Genomic DNA, 19,867 nt, shown 5'->3' with positions numbered 1-19,867 from the left:
GCTTCCCCCCGCTCCCCCGGGCGCTCATCGCATCCAGACCGCGGGGTCCGGACGGAAGGCGACCGAGAGCACGTCGTCGTCGAGCTCCGCGCCCGTGACCTCGCAACGGCGCAGCACCGGCGGCAGCGCCACGGTGCGGCGGCGGCCCCCGACGGTCACCGCGAGGTCGTCCCCGATCCGGGCGAGGTCGACCTCGCCGTCGCCGATGCCCGGGACCTGCAGGTCCAGGGCGTACTCACTGTCCACCGAGGTCCCCTCCCCGGCGGTGCGCCGCAGTTCCATCAACGGCCGGACGGCGGCGCCCTCGAGCGGGTCGTCGTCGCCGTAGAGGTCGTCGGCGAGTTCGGCGAGCTCGGCGACCCCCACGGGCTCACCGGCCCGGTGGGCCACCGTCCGCACCCCGACGCCCGTGCCCGCCGTCAGCTCGGCGAGGTCGGCGAGGACGTCCTCCTGCTCCCGGCGACGGACCCGCAGCCACGCGACCGCGGCACTGCGCCCCGTCCCGGCGTCGGGCACCAGCCGGTTGGCGATGAGGCCGTCGACGTGCAGCTCGTGCAGGGCGAGCGCCGTGACCGTCCGCCGGGTCTCCGCCGCGACCACCCGCTCCGGGGTGAGCACGAGCCGGATCGTGGTGGTCGACCGGTCGGCGAGCATCGCGCGCAGCCCGGAGAGCTGTTCGGCGAGCCGGGAGAGCGACGCGGCGGCCGCGTCCCACTTCGCGACGGTGGCCCCGCTGCCGGCCAGGCCCGCGAGGACCCCGCGCACGGCACGCCGGTGGGCGGGGAAGAGCCGTTCCAGGTAGCCGCCGAGCGCCTCGGGCAGGCTCAGCAGCCGCAGGGTCTCCGCCGTCGGGCCGCAGTCGACGACCACGACCTCCCACGGGCCGTCCTCGGTGGCCCGCCGGACCTGCTCGAGGGCGAGGAGGTCCTCGACGCCGGGGAGCACGGTGAGTTCGTCGGCCATGATGTCGTCGACCCCGGCGCCCGCCAGCAGCGTGCGCAGCTGGGCACGCAACGGCTCCCAGGCCTCGTCGACCAGCGCGCGGGTGTCGACGTGGGCGGCGAACAGGCCGGGCAGCGCCGTGCCGTCGATCTCGGTCGGCTCACCGCCGAGCGGCACGTCGAACGCGTCGCCGAGCGAGTGGGCCGGGTCGGTCGAGAGCACCAGGACCTTGCGGCCCGACCGTGCGAGCGCCACCGCCGTGGCCGCCGCGGTCGTCGTCTTGCCGACCCCGCCCTTGCCGGTGAAGAGCAGGACCCGCACTAGCCCTCCACGCGCCGCTTGAGACCGGTCAGCGCCGTGTCCATGATCCTCTTCTCGGCCCGCCGCTTGATGAGGCCGGGCATGGGGACCGCGAGGTCCACCGACAGCGTGTAGGTCACGGTGGTCTCCTTCTCGGAGCCGGCGAGCCGGTAGCGCCCGCGCTGGCCGCGCTGCATCTGCCCGGACACGAGGTCCCAGGTGACGCCGTCGTCGACCCAGTCGTACGCGAGCACGTAGGTGTCCTTGAGGGGACCGGCGTCCAGCGTGAACCGGACCTGCTCGGGGCGGCCCTCGTCGTCGTGCGTGAGGACCTTCGCGGAGGTGATCGAGTCCGCCCACTCGGGGTACGCGGGGAAGTCGGCGATCACGTCCAGGACGGCCGAGGGTGCGGCCGTGATGGAGATGGACTGCGTGGACTCGTCCGCCATGGCGCCGAAGGTTACCGTCGCCCGCTCGCCCGGCTCGCCCCGCCGTCACCCTCGACACGCCCGGGGCACGTGTGAGGCGGCCGTGATGTCACGTCGGTCACCATCGGGCGACCGCCGGGGTGCCGCGTCGCCGGAAGTGGCCGACGTTCAGGCACTCGGTGGGCCCGATCCGGGTGCGCGGCGTGAGCGGCGCGTGCACGTGCCCGTAGAGGGCGAGCCGGGGCCGGGTGGCGCGGATCCGTTCGAGCAGCGCCGGTGAGGTCAGCTCGTGGGTACGGGCGACCACGTCGTAGGCGAGCTCGGCGATCGCGGGCGGGGCGTGGCTGCAGAGCACGTCCACCTCGTCGAGGACCTCGACCGCCGCGGCGAAGTCCGCCGCACCCCGCATGTAGGACCGGAACGCCCCCGCCCGCGGCTCCACCCCGGCCGGCAGCGGCACGCCCCCGACGAACCCGACGCGGGTGTCGCCGATCTCGACCACCTCGTCGTCGACCGCCCGGATGTTCGGGTACCGGGCGAGGAACTCCGGCCACATCGCGGGGACGTCCACGTTGCCCGGCATGAGCCACACCGGCACCTCGACCGCGCCCAGGGCGGCGAACATGCGCCCGTACTGGCGGTGCACGGCCGCGTCCACCGTGGCGCGCGGGTCCTCGACGTCGGCCCAGAGCCGCGCCGTGAACTCCCGCAGCGCGCCCGGACCGCCCTGCGAGCGCAGCCGGGCGAACTCGACGGTGGCCTCCGGGCCGAGGATGTCGGCGAGGATGCCGTTGGTGGGCTCGTCGTAGTCGACGAAGTCGATGAGGTCGCCCAGGACGACCAGGGCCTCGGCGCCCCGGGCCGCGCGGGCCAGGTCCGCGCTGTTGCCGTGGACGTCGGAGACGACGTGCACCCTCATGTGGGGGCGAGCGGAGCGACGGGGGGTTCGGGCCGGGGCGGGGTCGGCTCGCCCGGACGACGGGACCAGCCGGCGGACGCGTCGGGGTCCGCCTCGAGCCGCGCCTTGAGGTCGAACGCCACGGCCTTGGCCGCCCGCTGCCGACGCAGGGCCTCGCGCGCCGGGCCGCTCCGCCCGCGCAGCAGCCGCCGCGCGGACCCGCCGTCGGGCCCCGGTGCCGGGTCCAGGCGGAGGAACCAGTGGACGACCGTCCCGTCACCGACCGCCTCGCACCACACCTCCGCGCTGCCGACCCAGTGACCGGTGACCGACCAGCGCAGGCCGGCGGCGCCGCGGTCGGCGAAGACGTGCAGTTCGAGGTCGGGCCACAGCCGGGGCCAGTCGGCGGGGTCGGCGAACGCGGCGGCCACCACGGCGGGCTCGGCCAGCACGAACGTCTCGTCGATCACGTCCAGCGCGGCCACCGCGACAGCGTGCCCGACGTCCCTGCCGGTCGCAGCGCCGATCCGACCGACGTGATGCCCGATTGGCCCGTTTCGTCCGGGATACCGTCGGGTAGTGACGGCGGGCCCCGGGGCCCCTAGGCTTCGCCCAGCCGGTGTCGCAGGAGATCCCGGTCGAGGTGGAAGGGTGTGTGCGGGGTGCAGGAGTACAGCGTGCCGGCGTCGGCCAAGGTCGCCGACGACGACCGACTCACCGATGCGGTCTGGGCGAACGCCGACGAGCACCCGGAGGACACCGCCTACCTCCGACTGGTCGACGACTCGTGGCAGCCCACCACCTTCGGCGCCTTCCGCGACGAGGTGGTCGCGGTGGCGAAGGGGTTCGTGGCGGCGGGTCTGGAGCCGGGCGACCGCGTCGGGATCGTGGCGCGGACCCGCTACGAGTGGACCCTGCTCGACTACGCACTCTGGACGGCGGGTTGCGCGGGCCTCCCGATCTACGAGACCTCCTCGTCCTCGCAGTACGAGTGGTGCCTGTCGGACTCCGGCGCCCGCGGCGTGATCATCGAGACCGACGAGCACCGGGCGACCCTGGACAAGGTCCGGGAGAACCTGCCCGAGCTCGCCCACGTCTGGCAGATCGACGGCTCCACCCCCGCCGTCGACGCCCTGAAGGAGGCCGGCCGCGACGTCCCCGACGCCGACGTCGAGGCCCGCCGCACCGGCGTCCGCGCCGACGACCTCGCGACGCTGATCTACACCTCGGGCACCACGGGCCGCCCGAAGGGCTGCGAGATCACCCACCGCAACCTGCTCTTCGAGGTCCGCGCGGCCGGCGACACCTTCGGATCGATGATGGAGGCCGGCAACTCGACACTGCTGTTCCTGCCGCTCGCGCACATCTTCGCCCGCGTCGTGCAGCTCGCCGCGCAGGAGCAGCGCTACGTGATCGGGCACTTCGCGGACACCTCGAAGCTCTCCGCGGAGCTCCCCCGGTTCAAGCCGGACTTCCTGCTCTCGGTGCCGCGCGTCTTCGAGAAGGTCTACAACTCGGCGAAGCAGAAGGCCTACCAGGGCGGGAAGGGCCGCATCTTCGACCTCGCCGAGGCCACCGCCGTCGACTACTCGAAGTCGCTGGACACCGGCGGCCCCGGCCTCGTGCTGCGGGGCAAGCACGCCCTGTTCGACGCCCTCGTGTACTCCAAGCTGCGGGCGGCCCTCGGCGGCCAGTGCCGCGGCGCGGTGTCCGGCGGCTCCGCCCTCGGCGCGCGCATCGGCCACTTCTTCCGCGGCATCGGCGTGCCGATCCACGAGGGCTACGGCCTCACCGAGACCAGCGCGGCGATCACCGCCAACGCCGAGGGCGACATCCGCGTCGGCACCGTCGGCCGCCCGCTGCCCGGGATCACCGTCGCGATCGCCGACGACGGCGAGGTGCTCGCCAAGGGTGACGTCGTGTTCCGCGGCTACTGGAACAACGACGAGGCCACCTCCGGCGCGCTCGAGGACGGCTGGTTCCACACCGGTGACATCGGCGTGCTCGACGACGGGTTCCTGTCCATCACCGGGCGCAAGAAGGAGCTGATCGTCACGGCCGGCGGCAAGAACGTCGCCCCCGCCGTGATCGAGGACCGCATCCGCGCCCACCGCCTGGTCAGCCAGGCCCTCGTGGTCGGCGACAACCGGCCCTACGTGGCGGCGCTGATCACTCTCGACGAGGAGGCCCTGCCCGACTGGGCCTCGGAGCACGGGAAGTCCGGCAGCACCGCGGAGGACCTCGTCGAGGACTCCGACCTCCGTGCCGAGATCCAGTCCGCGATCGACGACGGCAACGACGCCGTGTCCAAGGCCGAGTCGGTGCGCCAGTTCCGCATCCTGACCTCGGACTTCACCGAGGACTCCGGCGAGCTGACCCCGACGATGAAGCTCAAGCGCAACGTCATCGCCGACCAGCGGGCCGACGAGATCGAGGCGGTCTACGCGCAGAAGTAGCTCTGATCCCTTCCGAGCGAACGGCACTCTCGCAGCATCTATGTGCGCGAGAGTGCCGTTCGTTCGTCGCGGGCCTACTCCGGACGGGCGAGCGCTTCCAGACGGCGGGCGCGCGACGACCACGTCCACTCCGCCTGCATCCACCGACGCCCTGCGGCACCGGCGCTCGCCGCCGCGTCGGGGTCGGCGAGCAGGTCCGCCACCACCTCGGCGACGTCGCCCGGATCCCGACCGTCGGTCAGCCGGCCCGTCCTGGTACCCGGCGGGCCACCGCGGACCGTCTCCGGCGCCCCGCCGGAACGCCCGGCCACCACGGGCACCCCGCTCGCGGAGGCCTCGAGCAGCACGATCCCGAGGCCTTCCACGTCGAGCCCGCGTCCGAGGGTGCGGCACGGCAGCGCGAACACGTCGAGGGCCGCGTGGTGGGCCGGGATCTCGTCGTGGGCCAGCGGGCCGGTGAACACGACGTCGTCCTCGACCCCCGACCGGTGGGCGAGGCGCCGCAGCCGGTCGCGGTCGGGCCCGTCGCCGGCGATCAGCAGTGCCGCGCCCGGCACCCGGCGTCGGATGGCGGGCAGGGCCCGGATCAGGACGTCCTGCCCCTTGCGCCGCACCAGCCGGGAGACGATCCCGACGACGGGCCGCTCCCCCAGCCCGTACCGCCGGCGAATCTCCGCGCGAGCACCGGTGTCCGGGCGGAACCGTGTGGTGTCGATCCCCGACGGCAGCGGCTCCAGGGCGGCGTCCGGGCCGAGCGCGGAGGCGATGCGGGCGCGGGTGTAGCGGCTGACGGTCGTGACGACGTCGGCCTCCCGTCCGATCCGGTGCAGCAACTGCCGGCTGGCCGGCAGCATCGACCAACCGACCTCGTGGCCGTGGGTGCTGGCGAGGACCCGCCGGACGCCCGCGCGGCGCAGGGCCGGAGCCATCAGTCCGAGCGGCGCGGCGGCGCCGAACCAGACCGTCTCGTGCCCGGGGACGAGCTCGACGGCCCGGCGCACCGCGTCCGGGGTCGGCAGCATCATCGTCGTCGGCATCCGGTGCACGGCGAAGGGCTGCGCGGCGTCGAAGGCGGCGCAGCGGCCGTCGGTGTCGGCGGCGTCCGGCCACGTCGACGCGAGCACCGTCAGGGCGCCCGGGCGCAGCCGGACGGCCAGTTCGTGCAGGTAGGACTGGATGCCACCCGGGCGGGGCGGGAAGTCGTTGGTGACGAGCAGGATCCGGCCCGCGCCGGGCCCCGTCACGGCGGCGAGATGCGGCGGATCGACGTGAAGCTCCGGACCGGGGCCACCTTGACGACGTCGCCGGACTGCGGAGCCTCGAGGAACCGGCCGTCGCCGACGTAGATGCCGACGTGATAGGCCGGGTTGCCGAAGAAGATGAGGTCCCCGACCTGCACCTGTGAGGGGTCGACGGCCTGGCCGACCTGCTGCTGGGCCGCGGCGACCCGGGGCATCCCGACCCCGATCTGCCGGTACGCCCACTGGACCAGCCCCGAGCAGTCGAAGGTGGTCGGTCCGGTCGCTCCCCAGACGTACGGCGCCCCCTGCCGGGTCAGCGCCGCGCGCAGGGCGGCGACGCCGAGCGAGTCCCCGGCGATGTTCACCGGGTAGTTCGTGATCCCGCCGCCCCGCAACAGGGCCCGGTCGCTGCGGGACAGGCGCGCGAGGGCGGCGTTCGCGGCGGCGACATCGCGGTCGGCCTCCGCCTTGGTCCGGGTCGCGTCCTCCAGCGTGCGCGCGGCGTCGTCCGCGGCCCGGCTCGCGTCGGTGGCGCGGGCGTCGGCGTCGCGCTGGGCGCTCTCGGCCGCGCCCGAGGCGTCGAGGTAGCGCTGCAGCACCGCCCGGTTGGACGAGGAGATCGTGTCGAGCAGCTCCACCTTGTCCAGGTAGGCCTGCGGCGTCGGGCTGGAGAGCAGCGCGCCGAGCTGGTCGAGGTCCCCGCCCTGGTAGGTGGTACGGGTCAGCTGGTCGACCGCCACGTACGCCCGGTCCAGCGCCTGCCGCGCGGTGGCGACCGCGCCGCGGGCGTCGTCCGCGGCCCTCCGGGTCCGGTCGGCCTCGGCCCGGCGCACCGGCAACTGCTCGCGGGCGCCCATGGCCGCCTCGTTCGCGGCCTCCGCCCGGGCGTTGGCCTCGGCGAGGGCGCGGACCACGTCGTTCGCCCCGGGCGGCACGATCGGGTCCGCCAGCGCGGTGCCCGCCGGTCCCGGCACGAACAGCACGGCCAGGGCCAGCAGCAGCACGAGGAGCACCGGCGTCCAGGTCCGGCGGGTGGGGCGCGGGGTCACGGGGCGGGGAGGTCCCTTTCTCGGCCAGGGCGGCCTCCCGCCGGACGTCGGAGCGGGGAGCTCGTCCGCGAGAGGTGACGGGACGGTAACCGACCGGCGTCGAGCCCCTGCAGCGTGGTGCCCGCACGCTCATCCCGCGTCGCGCCGGCGGGCGCGGGCGGTCGGCCTCGTGGCCGGCGGCTCGACCGCGCCGGGCACGAGGCGCAGCCGCGGGATGAGCCCGTGGTCGGCCAGGACCTCGAGGGCCCGGCGCTCGACCGGACCGAACTCGAGCGGCAGCGGGGCCCCGGGCGCGGCCGGCTCCCGGGGCGCGTCGTCGCGGGCGGGCACGTCGGGCACCCCGAGCAGCACCCCGACGACGCAGTCGTCGCACGCCTGGTGCCGGACCACGCAGGTGTCGCAGTCGATGAGCATCGCGGCCTCCGCCGAGTCGGCCCCGGCATCTCCCGGGGTGTCGCGGCGGACGGTAGGAGGGGGGTCCGACAGTCACGGGTCGCCGGAGCGACCGGTGTGACCGGCGTCTCAGATCCGGGCGAGGCGCTCGAGGAGCACGCTGGAGGGCACGGGGTGCGCCCCGCGGCGCCGCACCGAGTCGACCACCGCCCGGTCCGAGGTGACCACCACGAGCGGCCGTCCCTCGGGTTCGGCGTCGACCAGCGTGCGGATGAGGTCGTCGGCGATCACGCCCGGCTCGGAGAAGAGCACCCGCACCCCGCGCACCGACGCGGTCGGCACCCCCGAGATGCCGGCACCGTCGAACACGAGCGTGGTCTCGGCGTGCGTCCGGGCGGCCAGCGGGGCGACGGCGGCGACGAGGCGGTCGCGCTGGGCTGCGAGCGAGAGGCCGGGCCAGCCGGTCTTGGTCACGTTGTAGCCGTCCACCAGCAGGTGCACCTCGGGGAGGCCGAGCAGCCGGTCCAGGGTCGCGGGATCGGTGACGCGCGCCATCGGGGCCCGGGCGGCGGACCCGACCAGCTCCGCCGGACGCGGTCCGACCCGGTGGTCGTCCGCACGTAGACCCAGCTCGTGGCGCAGTCCGGCCGCGGCGCCCGCCACGGTGTCGACGAGCAGGGCCAGCCGCGCGTCGTCGGCGTGCCGGGCCTCGTGGGCCGCGCGCCGGGCGGACTCGAGCTCGGCGGTCGCCCGCCGGGCCCGCGCCTCCGCGGCCAGCACGGCCTCCTGGTCGCGGGTGCGCTCGCGGCGCAGCTCCTCGAGCTCGCGCACCAGGTGGCCCTGGCCCTCCTCGAGCCGGCGGGCCGCGTCGGCCGCGTCCAGCTCCGCCTGCCGGACCCGGACACCCTGCTCGCGCAGCCGCGACCTGAGCTTCGCCACCTCGTCGCTGAGGTCCGGGGTGGCCGCGCCGACCGCGGCCCGCGCCGCGTCGCGCTCGGCGGTCACGCGCTCCAGGTCGGCCGTGAGCCGGTCCGCGCGGGCGAGGGCGGTGTCCCGCTCGGTGCGCAGTCTCCCGACGTCGGCCCGTTCCCCGGCGTCGCGGAGCAGGTCCGCCGCGGTGTCGCTCTCCCCGGCGAGCACCGCGACCGCCGCCGCGTGCACCGGCTCCGCGACCGGGGGCTCCCACTCCTCGGGCCGGTGCTCGCGCCACCAGGCCACGACGTCCTCGGCGAACCCGTCGGCGGTGCCGAGCGCCGCGAGCAGGGGTGCGGAGCCGACCTTGGCCCGCTTGGCGGGCGCGAACCGGGCGATGGGCCGCACCGGGGCGGGCAGGTCGGCCGCCGGCATCTGCCCCACCGCACGGCTCACGAGCTCGGCGACGCGGCTGCGGACCGTCTCCGGGGCGGCGTCGAGGAGGGCGGCGCGCAGGGCCGCACCGTGCGGCGCCTCGACCTCCCCCGCTGCCATTCGCCCAGGCTAGCGGCCCGGCCGCGCTCGACCACCCGTGACTGTCGGGGGGTCGATCTAGCGTGCGGCGGCGTGGAGGCACCCCGCCCGGTGACGGGCCCCGACCCGCAGCTCACCTTCGAGGAGCTGGGGACCCCGCTGCACGCGGCCACCTTCGTCGTGCTGGACCTGGAGACCACCGGGGGTCCGCCCGCCGGGGGCGACCCGGCGGACGGGCCGGACGCCATCACCGAGATCGGCGCGGTGAAGGTCCGCGGCGGCCGGGTCGTCGGCGAGTACGCCACGCTCGTCGACCCGGGGCGCGACGTCCCGCCGCAGATCGTCGCGCTGACCGGGATCACCACCGCCATGGTGTCCGCCGCCCCCCGGCTGCCGGCCGTGCTCCCGGGCTTCCTCGAGTTCTGTGCGGGCGCGGTGGTGGTGGCGCACAACGCACCGTTCGACGTCGGGCACCTGCGGGCCGCCTGCCGACGGCACGGGTCGGTCTGGCCGCGCCCGCCCGTGGTGTGCACCGCCCGGCTGGCCCGCAAGGTGCTCACCCGCGACGAGGCGCCCTCGTGCCGGCTCTCGGCCCTCGCCGCGCTGTTCCGGGCGGGCACCCGGCCGGTGCACCGCGCGCTGGACGACGCCCGGGCCACCGTCGACGTGCTCCACGCGCTGTTGGAGCGGGTCGGAGGTCACGGCGTCTCCTCACTGGAGGACCTGCTCGCGCTGCAGGTGGAGGTCACCCCGGCCCAGCGCGGCAAGCGGCACCTCGCCGACGCGGTGCCCCACGCGGCGGGGGTCTACCTGTTCCGGGGACCGGCCGACGAGGTCCTGTACGTGGGCACGTCGAACGATCTCCGGCGCCGGGTCCGGTCGTACTTCACCGGCTCGGAGAAGCGGGCGCGGGTCAAGGAGATGGTGGGCCTCGCCGAGCGGGTCGACTGGGTCGAGTGCGCGCACGCCCTGGAGGCCGAGGTCCGCGAGCTGCGGCTGCTCGCCGGGCACGCGCCCCGGTACAACCGCCGCTCCCGCTACCCGCACCGCGGCTGGTGGGTGGCCCTGACCGACGAGCCGTTCCCCCGCTGGTCGGTGGTACGCACCCCGCGGACCGACGCGATCGGGCCGTTCGGGCGCCGCCCCGACGCGGTGCGCGCGGTCGAGGCCCTCGTGGACGCGGTCGCGCTGCGCCCCTGCACCCAGCGGATCCCGGCCCGCGGGGGCCGCGGCAGCCCCTGCGCACTGCACGGGCTGGGTCGCTGCGGCGCACCGTGCGCGGGGCTGCAGACCGCTGCCGAGTACGCCACGGCGGTCGACGGAGCGCTCGCGCTGGTCCGCGGGGGTTCCGACGACGGGTTGGTCCGGCTGCGCGAGCGGGTGGCCGACCTCGCCGCCGGAGAACGGTTCGACGCCGCGGCCGCCCACCGCGACCGGCTGGCCGACCTCGCGGGCGCGCTCGGCCGCGTGCAGCGGCTGTCGGCGGTCGCGGGCACCGAGGAGCTCGTCGCCGCCCGCCCCGACGGCATGGGCGGGTGGGAGCTGGCGGTGGTGCGGCACGGGCGGCTGGCAGCGGCAGGTACGGCGCGGCGCGGGGTGCCGCCGATGCCGGTGGTGGAGACGCTGGTGGCCTCGGCCGAGACGGTGCGGCCCGGGGTCGGCCCGCTGGGCGGGGCGCCGCCCGAGGAGGTCGGGGTGATCACCCGGTGGCTGGAGCGGCCGGGAACACGGATGGTGCGCACCACCCGCCCGTGGGCGGTGCCGGCGTACGGGGCCGGGTCGTGGTCGGACTGGGTGGCGCGAGCCCGGGAGGCGGCCCACGCCACGACGGTCGATCCCTCGGGTGAGCCCGTCGAGCGGGTCGGGGCCTCCGGAGGCGGAGCCGGGCGCCGCCCGCCCTCTAGAGTTCCGGCCGAGCACGCCGGACCGCCCCGGGCGGGCCGGACCCGCCGAGCCAGGGAGCCCTCGTGATCACGGCCATCGTCATGATCCACGCGACCGCCGACCGGATCCCGGAGACCGCGCAGGCGATCGCCGAGCTCGACGGGGTCACCGAGGTGTACTCCTGCGCGGGCGACGTCGACCTCATCGCGATGGTGCGGGTCCGCGAGCACGAGGACCTGGCCGACGTCATCGCGGGCGGGCTGAGCCGGGTGCCGGGCGTGCGGGACACGTCCACGCACATCGCGTTCCGGTCCTACTCCGCCCAGGACACCGACGCGGCGTTCGCCGTCGGCCTGGACTGATCCCGCACCCCGGTCGCCGCGCCGGGTGGATCATGGCCCCGTGGCGAGCGTCGTGGTGATCGGGCCGGGTGCGATCGGCGGGGTCCTGGCGGCACTCGCGGCCGAGCGGGGACACGAGGTCGCGGTGGCGGTCCGGACGCCGTTCGACGTGCTGCGGATCCGGGCGGGCGTCGACGGCCCCGAGCGCGAGGTCGGGGTGACGGTGCACACCGACCCCGCCTTCCTCGCCCCCGCGGACTGGGTGGTCCTCGCGACGAAGGCCCAGGACACCGCGGCGGCCGCCGGCTGGCTCGACGCGGCCACCGGACCGGGCAGCGTGGTCGTGGTGGCCCAGAACGGGGTCGACCAGGAGCGCCGGGTCGAGGGGCTGGTCCACCCGGAGGCGGTCGCCGTGCCCGCGGTCGTCGTCGTCGGCGCGGAGGCCGTCGGTCCCGGGCGCATCGTGCACCACGGCTACGGGCGGCTGACCCTCCCGGAGGGCCCCTGGGTCGCCGGGCTCGCGGACGTCCTCGGCGGCGGGGACGACGGCGTGCGGGTGGTGGGATCGGCCGACATCCGGACCGACGTCTGGCGCAAGCTCATCAGCAACGCCGTGGCCAACCCCCTCACCGCGCTCACGTCGCGGCGCAACGACGTCCTCGGCGAGGACGCGGTGGCCGACCTGGTCACCGGGCTCGCGCAGGAGGTCGTCGCCGTCGCCCGCGCCGAGGGGGCCGACGTCTCCGAGGACGACGTCTCCGATCTGCGGCGGCACTACGCGACGATGCCGCCCGGCACCGGGACCTCGATGCTCTACGACCGCCTCGCCGGCCGGCCCCTCGAGCACGAGTACCTCACCGGCGCGGTGGTCACGGCGGGCGAGCGGCACGGCGTGCCGACCCCCCTGAACCGGGCCGTCCTCGCCCTGCTGCGGGGCATCCGCCCCTGAGGTGCACACCAGGCAGCGCGGCGGCCTCCACGACCTGCCCCACGTGACTCTCGCGAGCAGCGGGCCGGCACCCGCCGTCGGGAAGGGTCAGCCGCGGAGCCGGAGCGCAGCGGACGCCCAGCGTTCGAGCAGAGCCGCCGCCGAGCCGTCGTCGACCGCGGTGGCGGCACGGTCGCGTCCGGCCGCGACGGCCTCGTGGAGGTCGGGGCGGCCCTGCCCCAGCGCCTTGTCGTAGGCCGCGAGGGCCGCGCCCGCGTTGAGCAGGACGGCCTCGCGGACCGGCCCGGGCTCCCCGGCGAACAGGGCGCGGGCGACCCCGGCGTTGACCGCGGCGTCGCCACCCCGCAGGTCGCCGGGCTCGGAGACGGGGACGCCGATGCGGGTCGGGTCGAGGGTCTCGACCGACACCCCGTCCGGGCCGGCACGCCAGACCGTGGTGGTCGTCGTCGTGGTGATCTCGTCGAGGCCGTCGTCGCCGCGGACCACGAGGGCCGTGTCGCCGCGGTCGGCGAGCACCGAGGCGAGCAGCGGCGCGAAGCGGGCGTCCGCGCAGCCGATCAGGGCGGCGGCGGGGCGGGCCGGGTTGGTCAGCGGGCCGAGCAGGTTGAAGGCGGTGGGCACGCCGATCTCGCGGCGGACACCGCCCACGTGGCGCATGGCGGGGTGGAAGGTCTGGGCGAAGCAGAAGCCGATGCCCACCTCGGCGACGCTGGCCGCCACGGCGTCCGGACCGAGGTCGATCGGCACCCCGAGCGCCTCGAGCAGGTCGACCGAGCCGCACGCCGACGACGCCGCGCGCCCGCCGTGCTTGACCACGCGCGCGCCCGCGGCGGCCATGATGACGGCGGCCATGGTCGAGATGTTGACGGTGTGCGCCTGGTCGCCGCCCGTGCCGACGATGTCGACGACGACGCCCTCGACCGACACGGCCCGCGCGTGCGAGCGCATGACCTCCGCGAGCCCGCCGATCTCGGCAGCGGTCTCACCCTTGGACCGCAGGGCCACGACGAAGGCCCCCACCTGCGCGGGGGACGCCTCACCGGACATCATCCGGTCCATCGCCCAGGCCGCCTCGGTGGCGGCGAGGTCCTCGCCGCGCAGCAGGCGGCCGAGCAGTGCGGGCCAGGTGGGGGCCGTGCTCATCCCTGGCGCGCCGGCACCCCGGCCCGCAGGACGTCGGCCACGGTCCGGGCCGCGGTCACCGGGTCGAGGGGCTGGACGAGGACGGCGTCGGCCTGCGACCACGTCGCGAGCCAGCGGTCGTCCTCGCGGCGCACCACCACGATCACCGGGGCCGGGTCGTCGCTCTCGCTCTTGAGCTGCCGGCAGACGCCCATCCCGCCGGTCGGCTGGGCCTCACCGTCGAGCACCGCGAGGTCGAGCTCGCCCGCGTCCGCGGCGCCCAGGACGTCGGCGATGCCGTCCGCCTCGCGGAAGCGCAGGCGCGGCAGGTCGCGGGCCGGCCGGCGGCCGACCGCGGCCATGACCGCCTCGCGCACCTCCGGGCGGTGGCTCATCACCACCACGTCGAGCGTGTCGGTGCTCATCTGCTCGGGCCCTCCCCGGTGCCGTCGGCGGACTGCTCGGCGAGAGCCTAGTCACCGAGGGGCGCCGGGCGCCCGGACCCGTCGTCCCCGCAGGTCGACTACGGGACGACGTACGACGGTCAGTAGGAGAATCCGCAGGTAGATCGCGGTGCAGGTCGCAGGCGTGATCACCGGTGCGCGCCCCACCCGGCTGATGTCGGAGGGAGGTGACATGATGACGCCCGTGACGACCGCTTCGAGTGCGCCGGCGCCCTCCTTCAGCGCGCGGATCCACTCCCTGAACCGGCCCAACGTGGTCAGCGTGGGGACGATCATCTGGCTCTCGAGCGAGCTGATGTTCTTCGCCGGGCTGTTCGCGATGTACTTCGTGGCGCGCGCCCAGAACGTGGGCGAGTGGCCACCGGCGCCCACCGAGCTCGACGTCCCCTACGCGCTGGTGAACACCATCGTTCTGGTGGCCTCGTCGTTCACCTGCCAGTACGGCGTGTTCGCGGCCGAGCGCGGCGACGTCTTCGGCCTGCGCCGCTGGTACGCGGTGACGTTCGTGATGGGCCTGTTCTTCGTGCTCGCGCAGGTGAACGAGTACCACACGCTCGTCACCGAGCACGCCACGACGATCGCCTCCAGCGCCTACGGCTCGGTCTTCTACATCACGACCGGATTCCACGCCCTGCACGTCACGGGCGGTCTGGTCGCCTTCGTACTGCTGATCGCACGCACGTTCCTGAGTCGGTTCACACCGGCGCAGGCCACGGCCGCGATCGTCGTGTCGTACTACTGGCACTTCGTGGACGTGGTCTGGATCGGCCTGTTCGCGGTCATCTACTTCATCCGTTAACGCAGGCGACGAGAGAGTCAGGGGTAGGCCACCACATGAGCGACCCGATGCCGCGCCCACGCCGCAGGCCGTGGGCGCGAGCGGGCACCAGGACGCGCCGTCGCGTCGCGGGCTTCCTCGCCCTCGGCGTCGCACTGCTCGCCGTCGGCGGGCTGTACACGGTCTTCCAGCCCGAACCAGAGACCGCCCGCGCGCAGGACGCCGCGCTCGTCCGTGAGGGGCAGTCGCTCTACGACAACGCCTGCATCACGTGCCACGGCTCGAACCTGCAGGGCGTCGTCGGGCGGGGCCCGAGCCTCGTCGGCGTCGGTGAGGCCTCGGTCTACTTCCAGGTCTCCACCGGCCGCATGCCCCTGAAGGCCCAGGGCGCGCAGGCCGACCGCAAGAAGCCGGAGTACGAGCCCCAGCAGATCGATGCGCTCGGCGCCTACATCCAGGCCAACGGCGGCGGGCCGGTCGTGCCGGCGGCGCCGGACGCTGCGCTCGTCGGGTCCGACCTCGGCCGGGGCGGCGAGCTCTTCCGCCTCAACTGCGCGCAGTGCCACAACTTCACCGGTCGCGGTGGCGCGCTGTCCTCGGGCAAGTTCGCGCCGGTCCTCGACCCGGCGAGCCCGCACCAGATCTACGCGGCCATGCTCGTGGGCCCGGGCAACATGCCCACCTTCGCCGACTCGCAGCTCTCCCCCGAGGAGAAGCGCGACATCATCGGCTACATCAAGTCGGTCAGCGGCGACAGCGGCGCCGTGAACCCCGGCGGTAACGGCCTGGGCGGGTTCGGCCCGGTCCCCGAGGGACTCGTCGCCTTCTTCGTCGGCCTCGCCGCCCTGATCGGAATCTCCCTCTGGATCGGATCCCGCCAGTGAGTGCACCCCCCGAATCCCAGTACAGCGACAAGGCCGGGACGCAGCCGGACTCGCACCAGCTGCACATTCCGAGCGACGCCGAGCTCGCCGAGATGAGCACCGACGACCTGGTGCGTCTCGGCAACCGGATCGACGACATCGAGATCGTCTCGGACCGGCCGCGCTTCCCCGTCCCGGGCACGCGCGCGGAGAAGCGGGCCGAGCGGCAGGTCGCCGGCTGGTTCATCCTCGCCGCCGTGATGGGGTTGGCGTTCATCGTCATCTTCATCGCGTGGCCCTGGGAGTACGTCTCCCCCGGTCAGGAGGGTGACTACCTCTACGCCCTCTACACGCCGCTCATCGGCGTGACGCTGGGCCTCTCGGTGCTCGGCGTCGGGATGGGCGTCATCGCCTACTCCAAGAAGCTGCTGCCCGAGGACCTGGCGATCCAGCAGCGTCACGACGGGCGCTCCTCCGAGGTCGACCGTCGCACCGCGGCCGCCCGGCTCGTGCAGACCGGTCAGCAGAGCGGCATCGCCCGTCGCAAGCTGATCTTCCGCTCGCTCGGCGCCGCCGGTGGGATCCTCACCGCGGGGATCGCGGTCGCCGCCTTCGGTGGCCTCGTCAAGAACCCGTGGAAGGAGGGCGACGAGTCGCCGCTCCTGGTCACCGACTGGCGTTCGGACAACGGCGAGCGCGTGTACCTGCGCAAGTTCAACGGCGACCCCGAGGAGGTCGTCCTGGTCCGCGCCGGCGACCTCGAGCCGGGTTCGATGGAGACGGTCTTCCCGTTCAAGGAGTCCGACCGCAACGACCTCGAGAAGATCGCCGAGGAGGTCCGCTCCGCCGACTCCCCCGTCATGCTCATCCGGCTCCGGCCGAACGTGACGGTGATCAAGCGGGCCGGCCAGGAGGACTTCAACTACGGGTCGCTCTTCGCCTACTCCAAGATCTGCACGCACATGGGATGCCCCACCTCGCTCTACGAGGACCAGACCAACCGCATCCTCTGCCCGTGCCACCAGTCGCAGTTCCAGGCCAACGAGTACGCCCGTCCGGTCTTCGGTCCGGCCGCCCGTCCACTGGCGCAATTGCCCATCGCCGTGGACGATCAGGGGTACCTGTACGCGCGCAGTGACTTCATCGAGCCGGTGGGGCCCGGCTTCTGGGAGCGTCGATCATCATGAGTGCGATCACCACACCCACTCGCAGCGGTAGCACGGCGATGAAGCTCGCCGGCACCGCCGCCGACGAGGTCGACAGCCGTATCCACCCGGCCGGCGGCATCCGTCGTCAGATCAACAAGGTCTTTCCCACGCACTGGTCGTTCATGCTGGGCGAGATCGCGATGTACAGCTTCATCGTCCTGCTGCTGTCGGGGACGTGGCTGGCCGTCTTCTACGACCCCTCGATGGCGGAGACGACCTACGAGGGCGTCTACCCCGGTCTCCGGGGCGTCACGATGTCGATGGCGTACGAGTCGACCGTCAACATCTCGATGGAGGTGCGCGGCGGCCTCTTCATCCGCCAGGTGCACCACTGGGCGGCGCTGCTCTTCGTCGCCGCGATGATCGCGCACATGATGCGGACGTTCTTCACCGGAGCGTTCCGTCGTCCGCGTGAGACGAACTGGGTGCTCGGCGTCGTCCTGCTGCTCACGGGCATGATCGAGGGCTTCATCGGCTACTCGCTGCCCGACGACCTGCTCTCCGGTACCGGCATCCGCACCGGTCTCTCCGCGATCGTCATGTCGATCCCGGTCATCGGGACCTGGCTGCAGTGGGCGATCATGGGTGGCGAGTTCCCCGGCCACATCATCATCCCGCGCCTGTACATCGTCCACGTCTTCCTGCTGCCGGGGATCATCCTCGCGGTGATCGGCGTGCACGTGGCGCTGGTGTGGTTCCAGAAGCACACGCAGTTCCCCGGCCCCGGCCGCACCGAGCGCAACGTCGTCGGCGTCCGCATCCTGCCGACGTTCGCCGCGAAGGCCGGCGGCTTCATGGTCGTCTCCGTCGGAATCATGGCGATCATGTCCGGCGTGTTCCAGATCAACCCGATCTGGAAGCTCGGCCCGTACGACCCGACGCAGGTCTCGGCCGGCTCGCAGCCCGACTTCTACATGGCCGTCTTCGACGGCGCGGTGCGCCTGTGGCCGTCCTGGGAGATGTACCTGGGCAACTACATGATCCCGGCGGTCTTCTTCCCCGCGGTCCTCGGCTTCGGTGTCCTGGTGAACCTGCTCATCGCCTACCCGGTGATCGAGCGCAAGCTGACCGGCGACGAGGCGCACCACAACCTGCTCCAGCGCCCGCGCGACGTCCCGGTCCGTACGGCGACCGGCACGATGGCCCTGTCGTTCTACTTCTGGCTGGTCCTGGCCTGCGGTAACGACATCTTCGCCTACACGTTCGACATCTCCCTGAACGTGATGACGTGGATCGGTCGCATCGGCCTCCTGGTGATCCCGCCGGTCGTCTACTTCGCGACCTACCGGATCTGCCTGGGGCTGCAGCGCAGTGACCGTGAGGTCCTCGAGCACGGCATCGAGACCGGTCACATCAAGCGGCTGCCGCACGGCGAGTTCATCGAGGTCCACCAGCCGCTGGGCGGCGTCGACGACCACGGGCACGCCATCCCGGTCGCCTACCAGGGCGCGAAGGTCCCGAAGCGGATGAACGACCTCGGCTTCTCCGGCAGCCCGGTCAAGGGCGGCTGGTTCCGCCCCGACCCGGCCGAGGAGCAGGACGACGTGCGGGGTGTCCACGGCGGCACCGGCACCGACCCGCTCCAGGTCGAGCCGACCAGCGGGCGCGAGCTCGCCGGGCGTCCCGACGCGGGCCGACCGCGCGACGTGCGGGAGTAGTTCGAGCAGCAGACCGACGACGGGGCGGGGAGCCGATGGGCTCCCCGCCCCGTTGTCGTCTCTGCCCTCTTCCCGACGTCGGGTCGGGTCGGGATGGGTGCTCATCCGTCGGCACAGCGAGGCGCCGCCCTCGAACGGCACCCGTCCCTGACCTCTCGCGCCCGCGGCAGCGGGAACGCCCGCGCCCCGAGCCATCCCTCGGGCACCTCTCGCGTCGAGCCACGACTTGGCCGCGGCCATGGACGGGCTGCCGCGGCTCCCCTCGGCCCGCTGGCATCGAAGGGCACATCAGGCAGGCCCCGGGCAGTCGGAGCATGCCTCACGTAGCTCTCGCGCAGCGGGCGGGGCATGCGCCGTCCGCGAGTGGGACATCAGGCAGGTCCTGGGCCGCCGGGGCATGCCTGACGTACGTCTCGCGTCCGTCTCCGACATGAGCGCGGCCGTGGACGGACCGCCGCCGGCTCCCCCGGCGGAGCGCCGGCCGCGAGAGCTACGTCAAGCAGGCCCTGGGCCGTCGGGGCATGCCTCACGTACCTCTCGCGCGGCGGACGGGTCATGCGCCGTCCGCGAGTGGGACACCAGGCAGGTCCTGGGCCGCCAGGGCATGCCTGACGTACGTCTCGCGTCCGTCTCCGACATGAGCGCGGCCACGGACGGACCGCCGCACCTCCCCCGGCGGAGCGCCGGCCGCGAGAGCTACGTCGAGCAGGCCCAAGGCCGTCGGGGCATGCCTCACGTACCTCTCGCGACCAAGGCGGTGCGGACGCCGGCCGCGAGAGCTACGTCAGGCAGGCCCCGAGCCGCCGGAGCATGCCTCACGTACCTCTCGCGCGGCGGACGGGGCATGCGCCCGGCCGCGAGTGGCACATCAGGCAGGCCGATAGCCCTCGGGACATGCCTCACGTACGTCTCGCGCAGAAGCCCGCAGCAGGGCCGACCGGGGAGTGCCTCGTCAGGCAGCGCCCGCCTCCAGATCGGCCCCACACGCACGAAGGGCCCCTCCCGCCGTAAGCGGGAGGGGCCCTTCACGTACGGAGGACTCAGTGGGCCTCAGGACCCGCGTGGTACTCGAAGACCAGGCCGCAGATGGCGATGATCATCGCGATCCCGGCCAGCACGATCAGCCACCACTGGTAGATCGCCAGGCCGAGGCCGGTGAGGGCCACACCGCCGGCCACGGCGAGAGGCCAGTAGCTGCCCGGGCTGAAGAAGCCGATGTCGCCGGCACCGTCGGAGACCTCGGCCTCCGGGTTGTCCTCGGGCCGCTCCTCCAGACGCCGGGCGACGAACCGGAAGTACGTTCCGACGATGAGCGTGAGGCCACCGGTCAGCGTCAGCGCGACGATGCCCACCTCCTCGCCCGACAGCACGCCGTAGACGATCGCGCAGACGAAGCAGAAGACGGTCAGGATCTCGAAGATCCGGGACTCGACCTTCATCGCCGAGT

Annotated in this window: 19 protein-coding genes; 8 read left to right on the top strand and 11 right to left on the bottom strand. The window is 74.1% G+C overall.

The annotated features are described in order from the left end of the window. Positions 1-24 precede the first annotated feature (24 nt). From QSK00_RS14770 to QSK00_RS14755, 4 genes are all read right to left on the bottom strand, one after another. Positions 25-1,263 carry an ArsA family ATPase gene (locus QSK00_RS14770; RefSeq protein WP_285591836.1) on the bottom strand — a complete coding sequence of 413 codons (1,239 nt, stop codon included), beginning with the start codon at positions 1,261-1,263 and terminating at the stop codon, positions 25-27. Then, a complete protein-coding gene (locus tag QSK00_RS14765; protein WP_285591835.1) occupies positions 1,263-1,691 on the bottom strand; it encodes an SRPBCC family protein in 429 nt (142 codons plus the stop codon). Before QSK00_RS14765 ends, QSK00_RS14770 begins: the two co-directional genes overlap by 1 nt. A gap of 97 nt (positions 1,692-1,788) precedes the next feature. Then, entirely contained in the window at positions 1,789-2,589 is an 801-nt protein-coding gene (locus tag QSK00_RS14760) for a metallophosphoesterase family protein (RefSeq protein WP_285591834.1), read from the bottom strand. Further along, positions 2,586-3,053, bottom strand: coding sequence for a polyketide cyclase / dehydrase and lipid transport (locus QSK00_RS14755; protein ID WP_285591833.1), 468 nt, complete (start codon positions 3,051-3,053; stop codon positions 2,586-2,588). The genes QSK00_RS14760 and QSK00_RS14755 overlap by 4 nt, the downstream gene beginning before the upstream one ends. Positions 3,054-3,230: 177 nt before the next feature. Between QSK00_RS14755 and QSK00_RS14750 the strand changes: the two genes are divergently transcribed. Continuing rightward, the gene (locus QSK00_RS14750) at positions 3,231-5,024 is read left to right on the top strand and encodes an AMP-dependent synthetase/ligase (RefSeq protein ID WP_285591832.1); all 1,794 of its coding nucleotides are present in this window, start codon (positions 3,231-3,233) and stop codon (positions 5,022-5,024) included. Between the two features lie 74 nt (positions 5,025-5,098). On the opposite strand, the gene QSK00_RS14745 is transcribed toward QSK00_RS14750, so the two are convergent. From QSK00_RS14745 to QSK00_RS14730, 4 genes are all read right to left on the bottom strand, one after another. Continuing rightward, positions 5,099-6,268 (bottom strand): glycosyltransferase family 4 protein, encoded by a 1,170-nt coding sequence (locus tag QSK00_RS14745; RefSeq protein WP_285591830.1) that lies wholly within the window; start codon positions 6,266-6,268, stop codon positions 5,099-5,101. After that, positions 6,265-7,314 carry a C40 family peptidase gene (locus QSK00_RS14740; RefSeq protein ID WP_285591829.1) on the bottom strand — a complete coding sequence of 350 codons (1,050 nt, stop codon included), beginning with the start codon at positions 7,312-7,314 and terminating at the stop codon, positions 6,265-6,267. The genes QSK00_RS14745 and QSK00_RS14740 overlap by 4 nt, the downstream gene beginning before the upstream one ends. 129 nt (positions 7,315-7,443) lie before the next feature. Next, entirely contained in the window at positions 7,444-7,728 is a 285-nt protein-coding gene (locus tag QSK00_RS14735; protein ID WP_285591828.1) for a hypothetical protein, read from the bottom strand. Positions 7,729-7,836: 108 nt separating this feature from the next. After that, entirely contained in the window at positions 7,837-9,174 is a 1,338-nt protein-coding gene (locus tag QSK00_RS14730) for an NYN domain-containing protein (RefSeq protein WP_285591826.1), read from the bottom strand. A 72-nt stretch (positions 9,175-9,246) separates the two neighbouring features. Between QSK00_RS14730 and QSK00_RS14725 the strand changes: the two genes are divergently transcribed. Genes QSK00_RS14725 through QSK00_RS14715 form a run of 3 tightly spaced genes read left to right on the top strand, consistent with a single transcriptional unit; the run spans position 9,247 to position 12,327 of the window. After that, on the top strand, positions 9,247-11,124 hold the full coding sequence (locus tag QSK00_RS14725) for a DEDD exonuclease domain-containing protein (protein WP_285591825.1): 1,878 nt from the start codon (positions 9,247-9,249) through the stop codon (positions 11,122-11,124). Then, positions 11,121-11,399: an Lrp/AsnC family transcriptional regulator gene (locus QSK00_RS14720; RefSeq protein ID WP_285591824.1), complete on the top strand. Its 279-nt coding sequence runs from the start codon at positions 11,121-11,123 to the stop codon at positions 11,397-11,399. The genes QSK00_RS14725 and QSK00_RS14720 overlap by 4 nt, the downstream gene beginning before the upstream one ends. A gap of 40 nt (positions 11,400-11,439) precedes the next feature. Next, positions 11,440-12,327 carry a 2-dehydropantoate 2-reductase gene (locus QSK00_RS14715; protein ID WP_285591822.1) on the top strand — a complete coding sequence of 296 codons (888 nt, stop codon included), beginning with the start codon at positions 11,440-11,442 and terminating at the stop codon, positions 12,325-12,327. An 87-nt stretch (positions 12,328-12,414) separates the two neighbouring features. Here the strand turns inward: QSK00_RS14715 and trpD are convergent, their stop codons facing one another. Together trpD and QSK00_RS14705 are read right to left on the bottom strand one after the other, a co-directional pair. Further along, on the bottom strand, positions 12,415-13,470 hold the full coding sequence (gene trpD / locus QSK00_RS14710) for an anthranilate phosphoribosyltransferase (RefSeq protein ID WP_285591821.1): 1,056 nt from the start codon (positions 13,468-13,470) through the stop codon (positions 12,415-12,417). Then, entirely contained in the window at positions 13,467-13,874 is a 408-nt protein-coding gene (locus tag QSK00_RS14705; RefSeq protein WP_285591820.1) for a hypothetical protein, read from the bottom strand. Before QSK00_RS14705 ends, trpD begins: the two co-directional genes overlap by 4 nt. Positions 13,875-14,088: 214 nt before the next feature. On the opposite strand from QSK00_RS14705, the gene ctaE reads away from it, so the two are divergent. The 4 genes from ctaE to qcrB are packed head-to-tail and all read left to right on the top strand — an operon-like array spanning position 14,089 to position 18,420. Next, positions 14,089-14,712, top strand: a complete 624-nt coding sequence (gene ctaE / locus QSK00_RS14700; RefSeq protein ID WP_285591893.1) for an aa3-type cytochrome oxidase subunit III — start codon at positions 14,089-14,091, stop codon at positions 14,710-14,712. A 35-nt stretch (positions 14,713-14,747) separates the two neighbouring features. Then, positions 14,748-15,575, top strand: coding sequence for a cytochrome bc1 complex diheme cytochrome c subunit (qcrC, locus tag QSK00_RS14695; RefSeq protein ID WP_285591819.1), 828 nt, complete (start codon positions 14,748-14,750; stop codon positions 15,573-15,575). Beyond that, positions 15,572-16,741, top strand: coding sequence for a cytochrome bc1 complex Rieske iron-sulfur subunit (qcrA, locus tag QSK00_RS14690; protein ID WP_285591818.1), 1,170 nt, complete (start codon positions 15,572-15,574; stop codon positions 16,739-16,741). Before qcrC ends, qcrA begins: the two co-directional genes overlap by 4 nt. Continuing rightward, a complete protein-coding gene (qcrB, locus tag QSK00_RS14685; protein WP_285591817.1) occupies positions 16,738-18,420 on the top strand; it encodes a cytochrome bc1 complex cytochrome b subunit in 1,683 nt (560 codons plus the stop codon). The genes qcrA and qcrB overlap by 4 nt, the downstream gene beginning before the upstream one ends. A gap of 1,040 nt (positions 18,421-19,460) precedes the next feature. On the opposite strand, the gene QSK00_RS14680 is transcribed toward qcrB, so the two are convergent. Continuing rightward, entirely contained in the window at positions 19,461-19,859 is a 399-nt protein-coding gene (locus tag QSK00_RS14680) for a cytochrome c oxidase subunit 4 (RefSeq protein ID WP_285591815.1), read from the bottom strand. Positions 19,860-19,867 lie beyond the last annotated feature (8 nt).

This window comes from Actinomycetospora sp. NBRC 106378, assembly GCF_030269685.1.
Classification (GTDB): Bacteria; Actinomycetota; Actinomycetes; order Mycobacteriales; family Pseudonocardiaceae; genus Actinomycetospora.
This window is presented reverse-complemented; position numbering and strand designations above follow the sequence as displayed.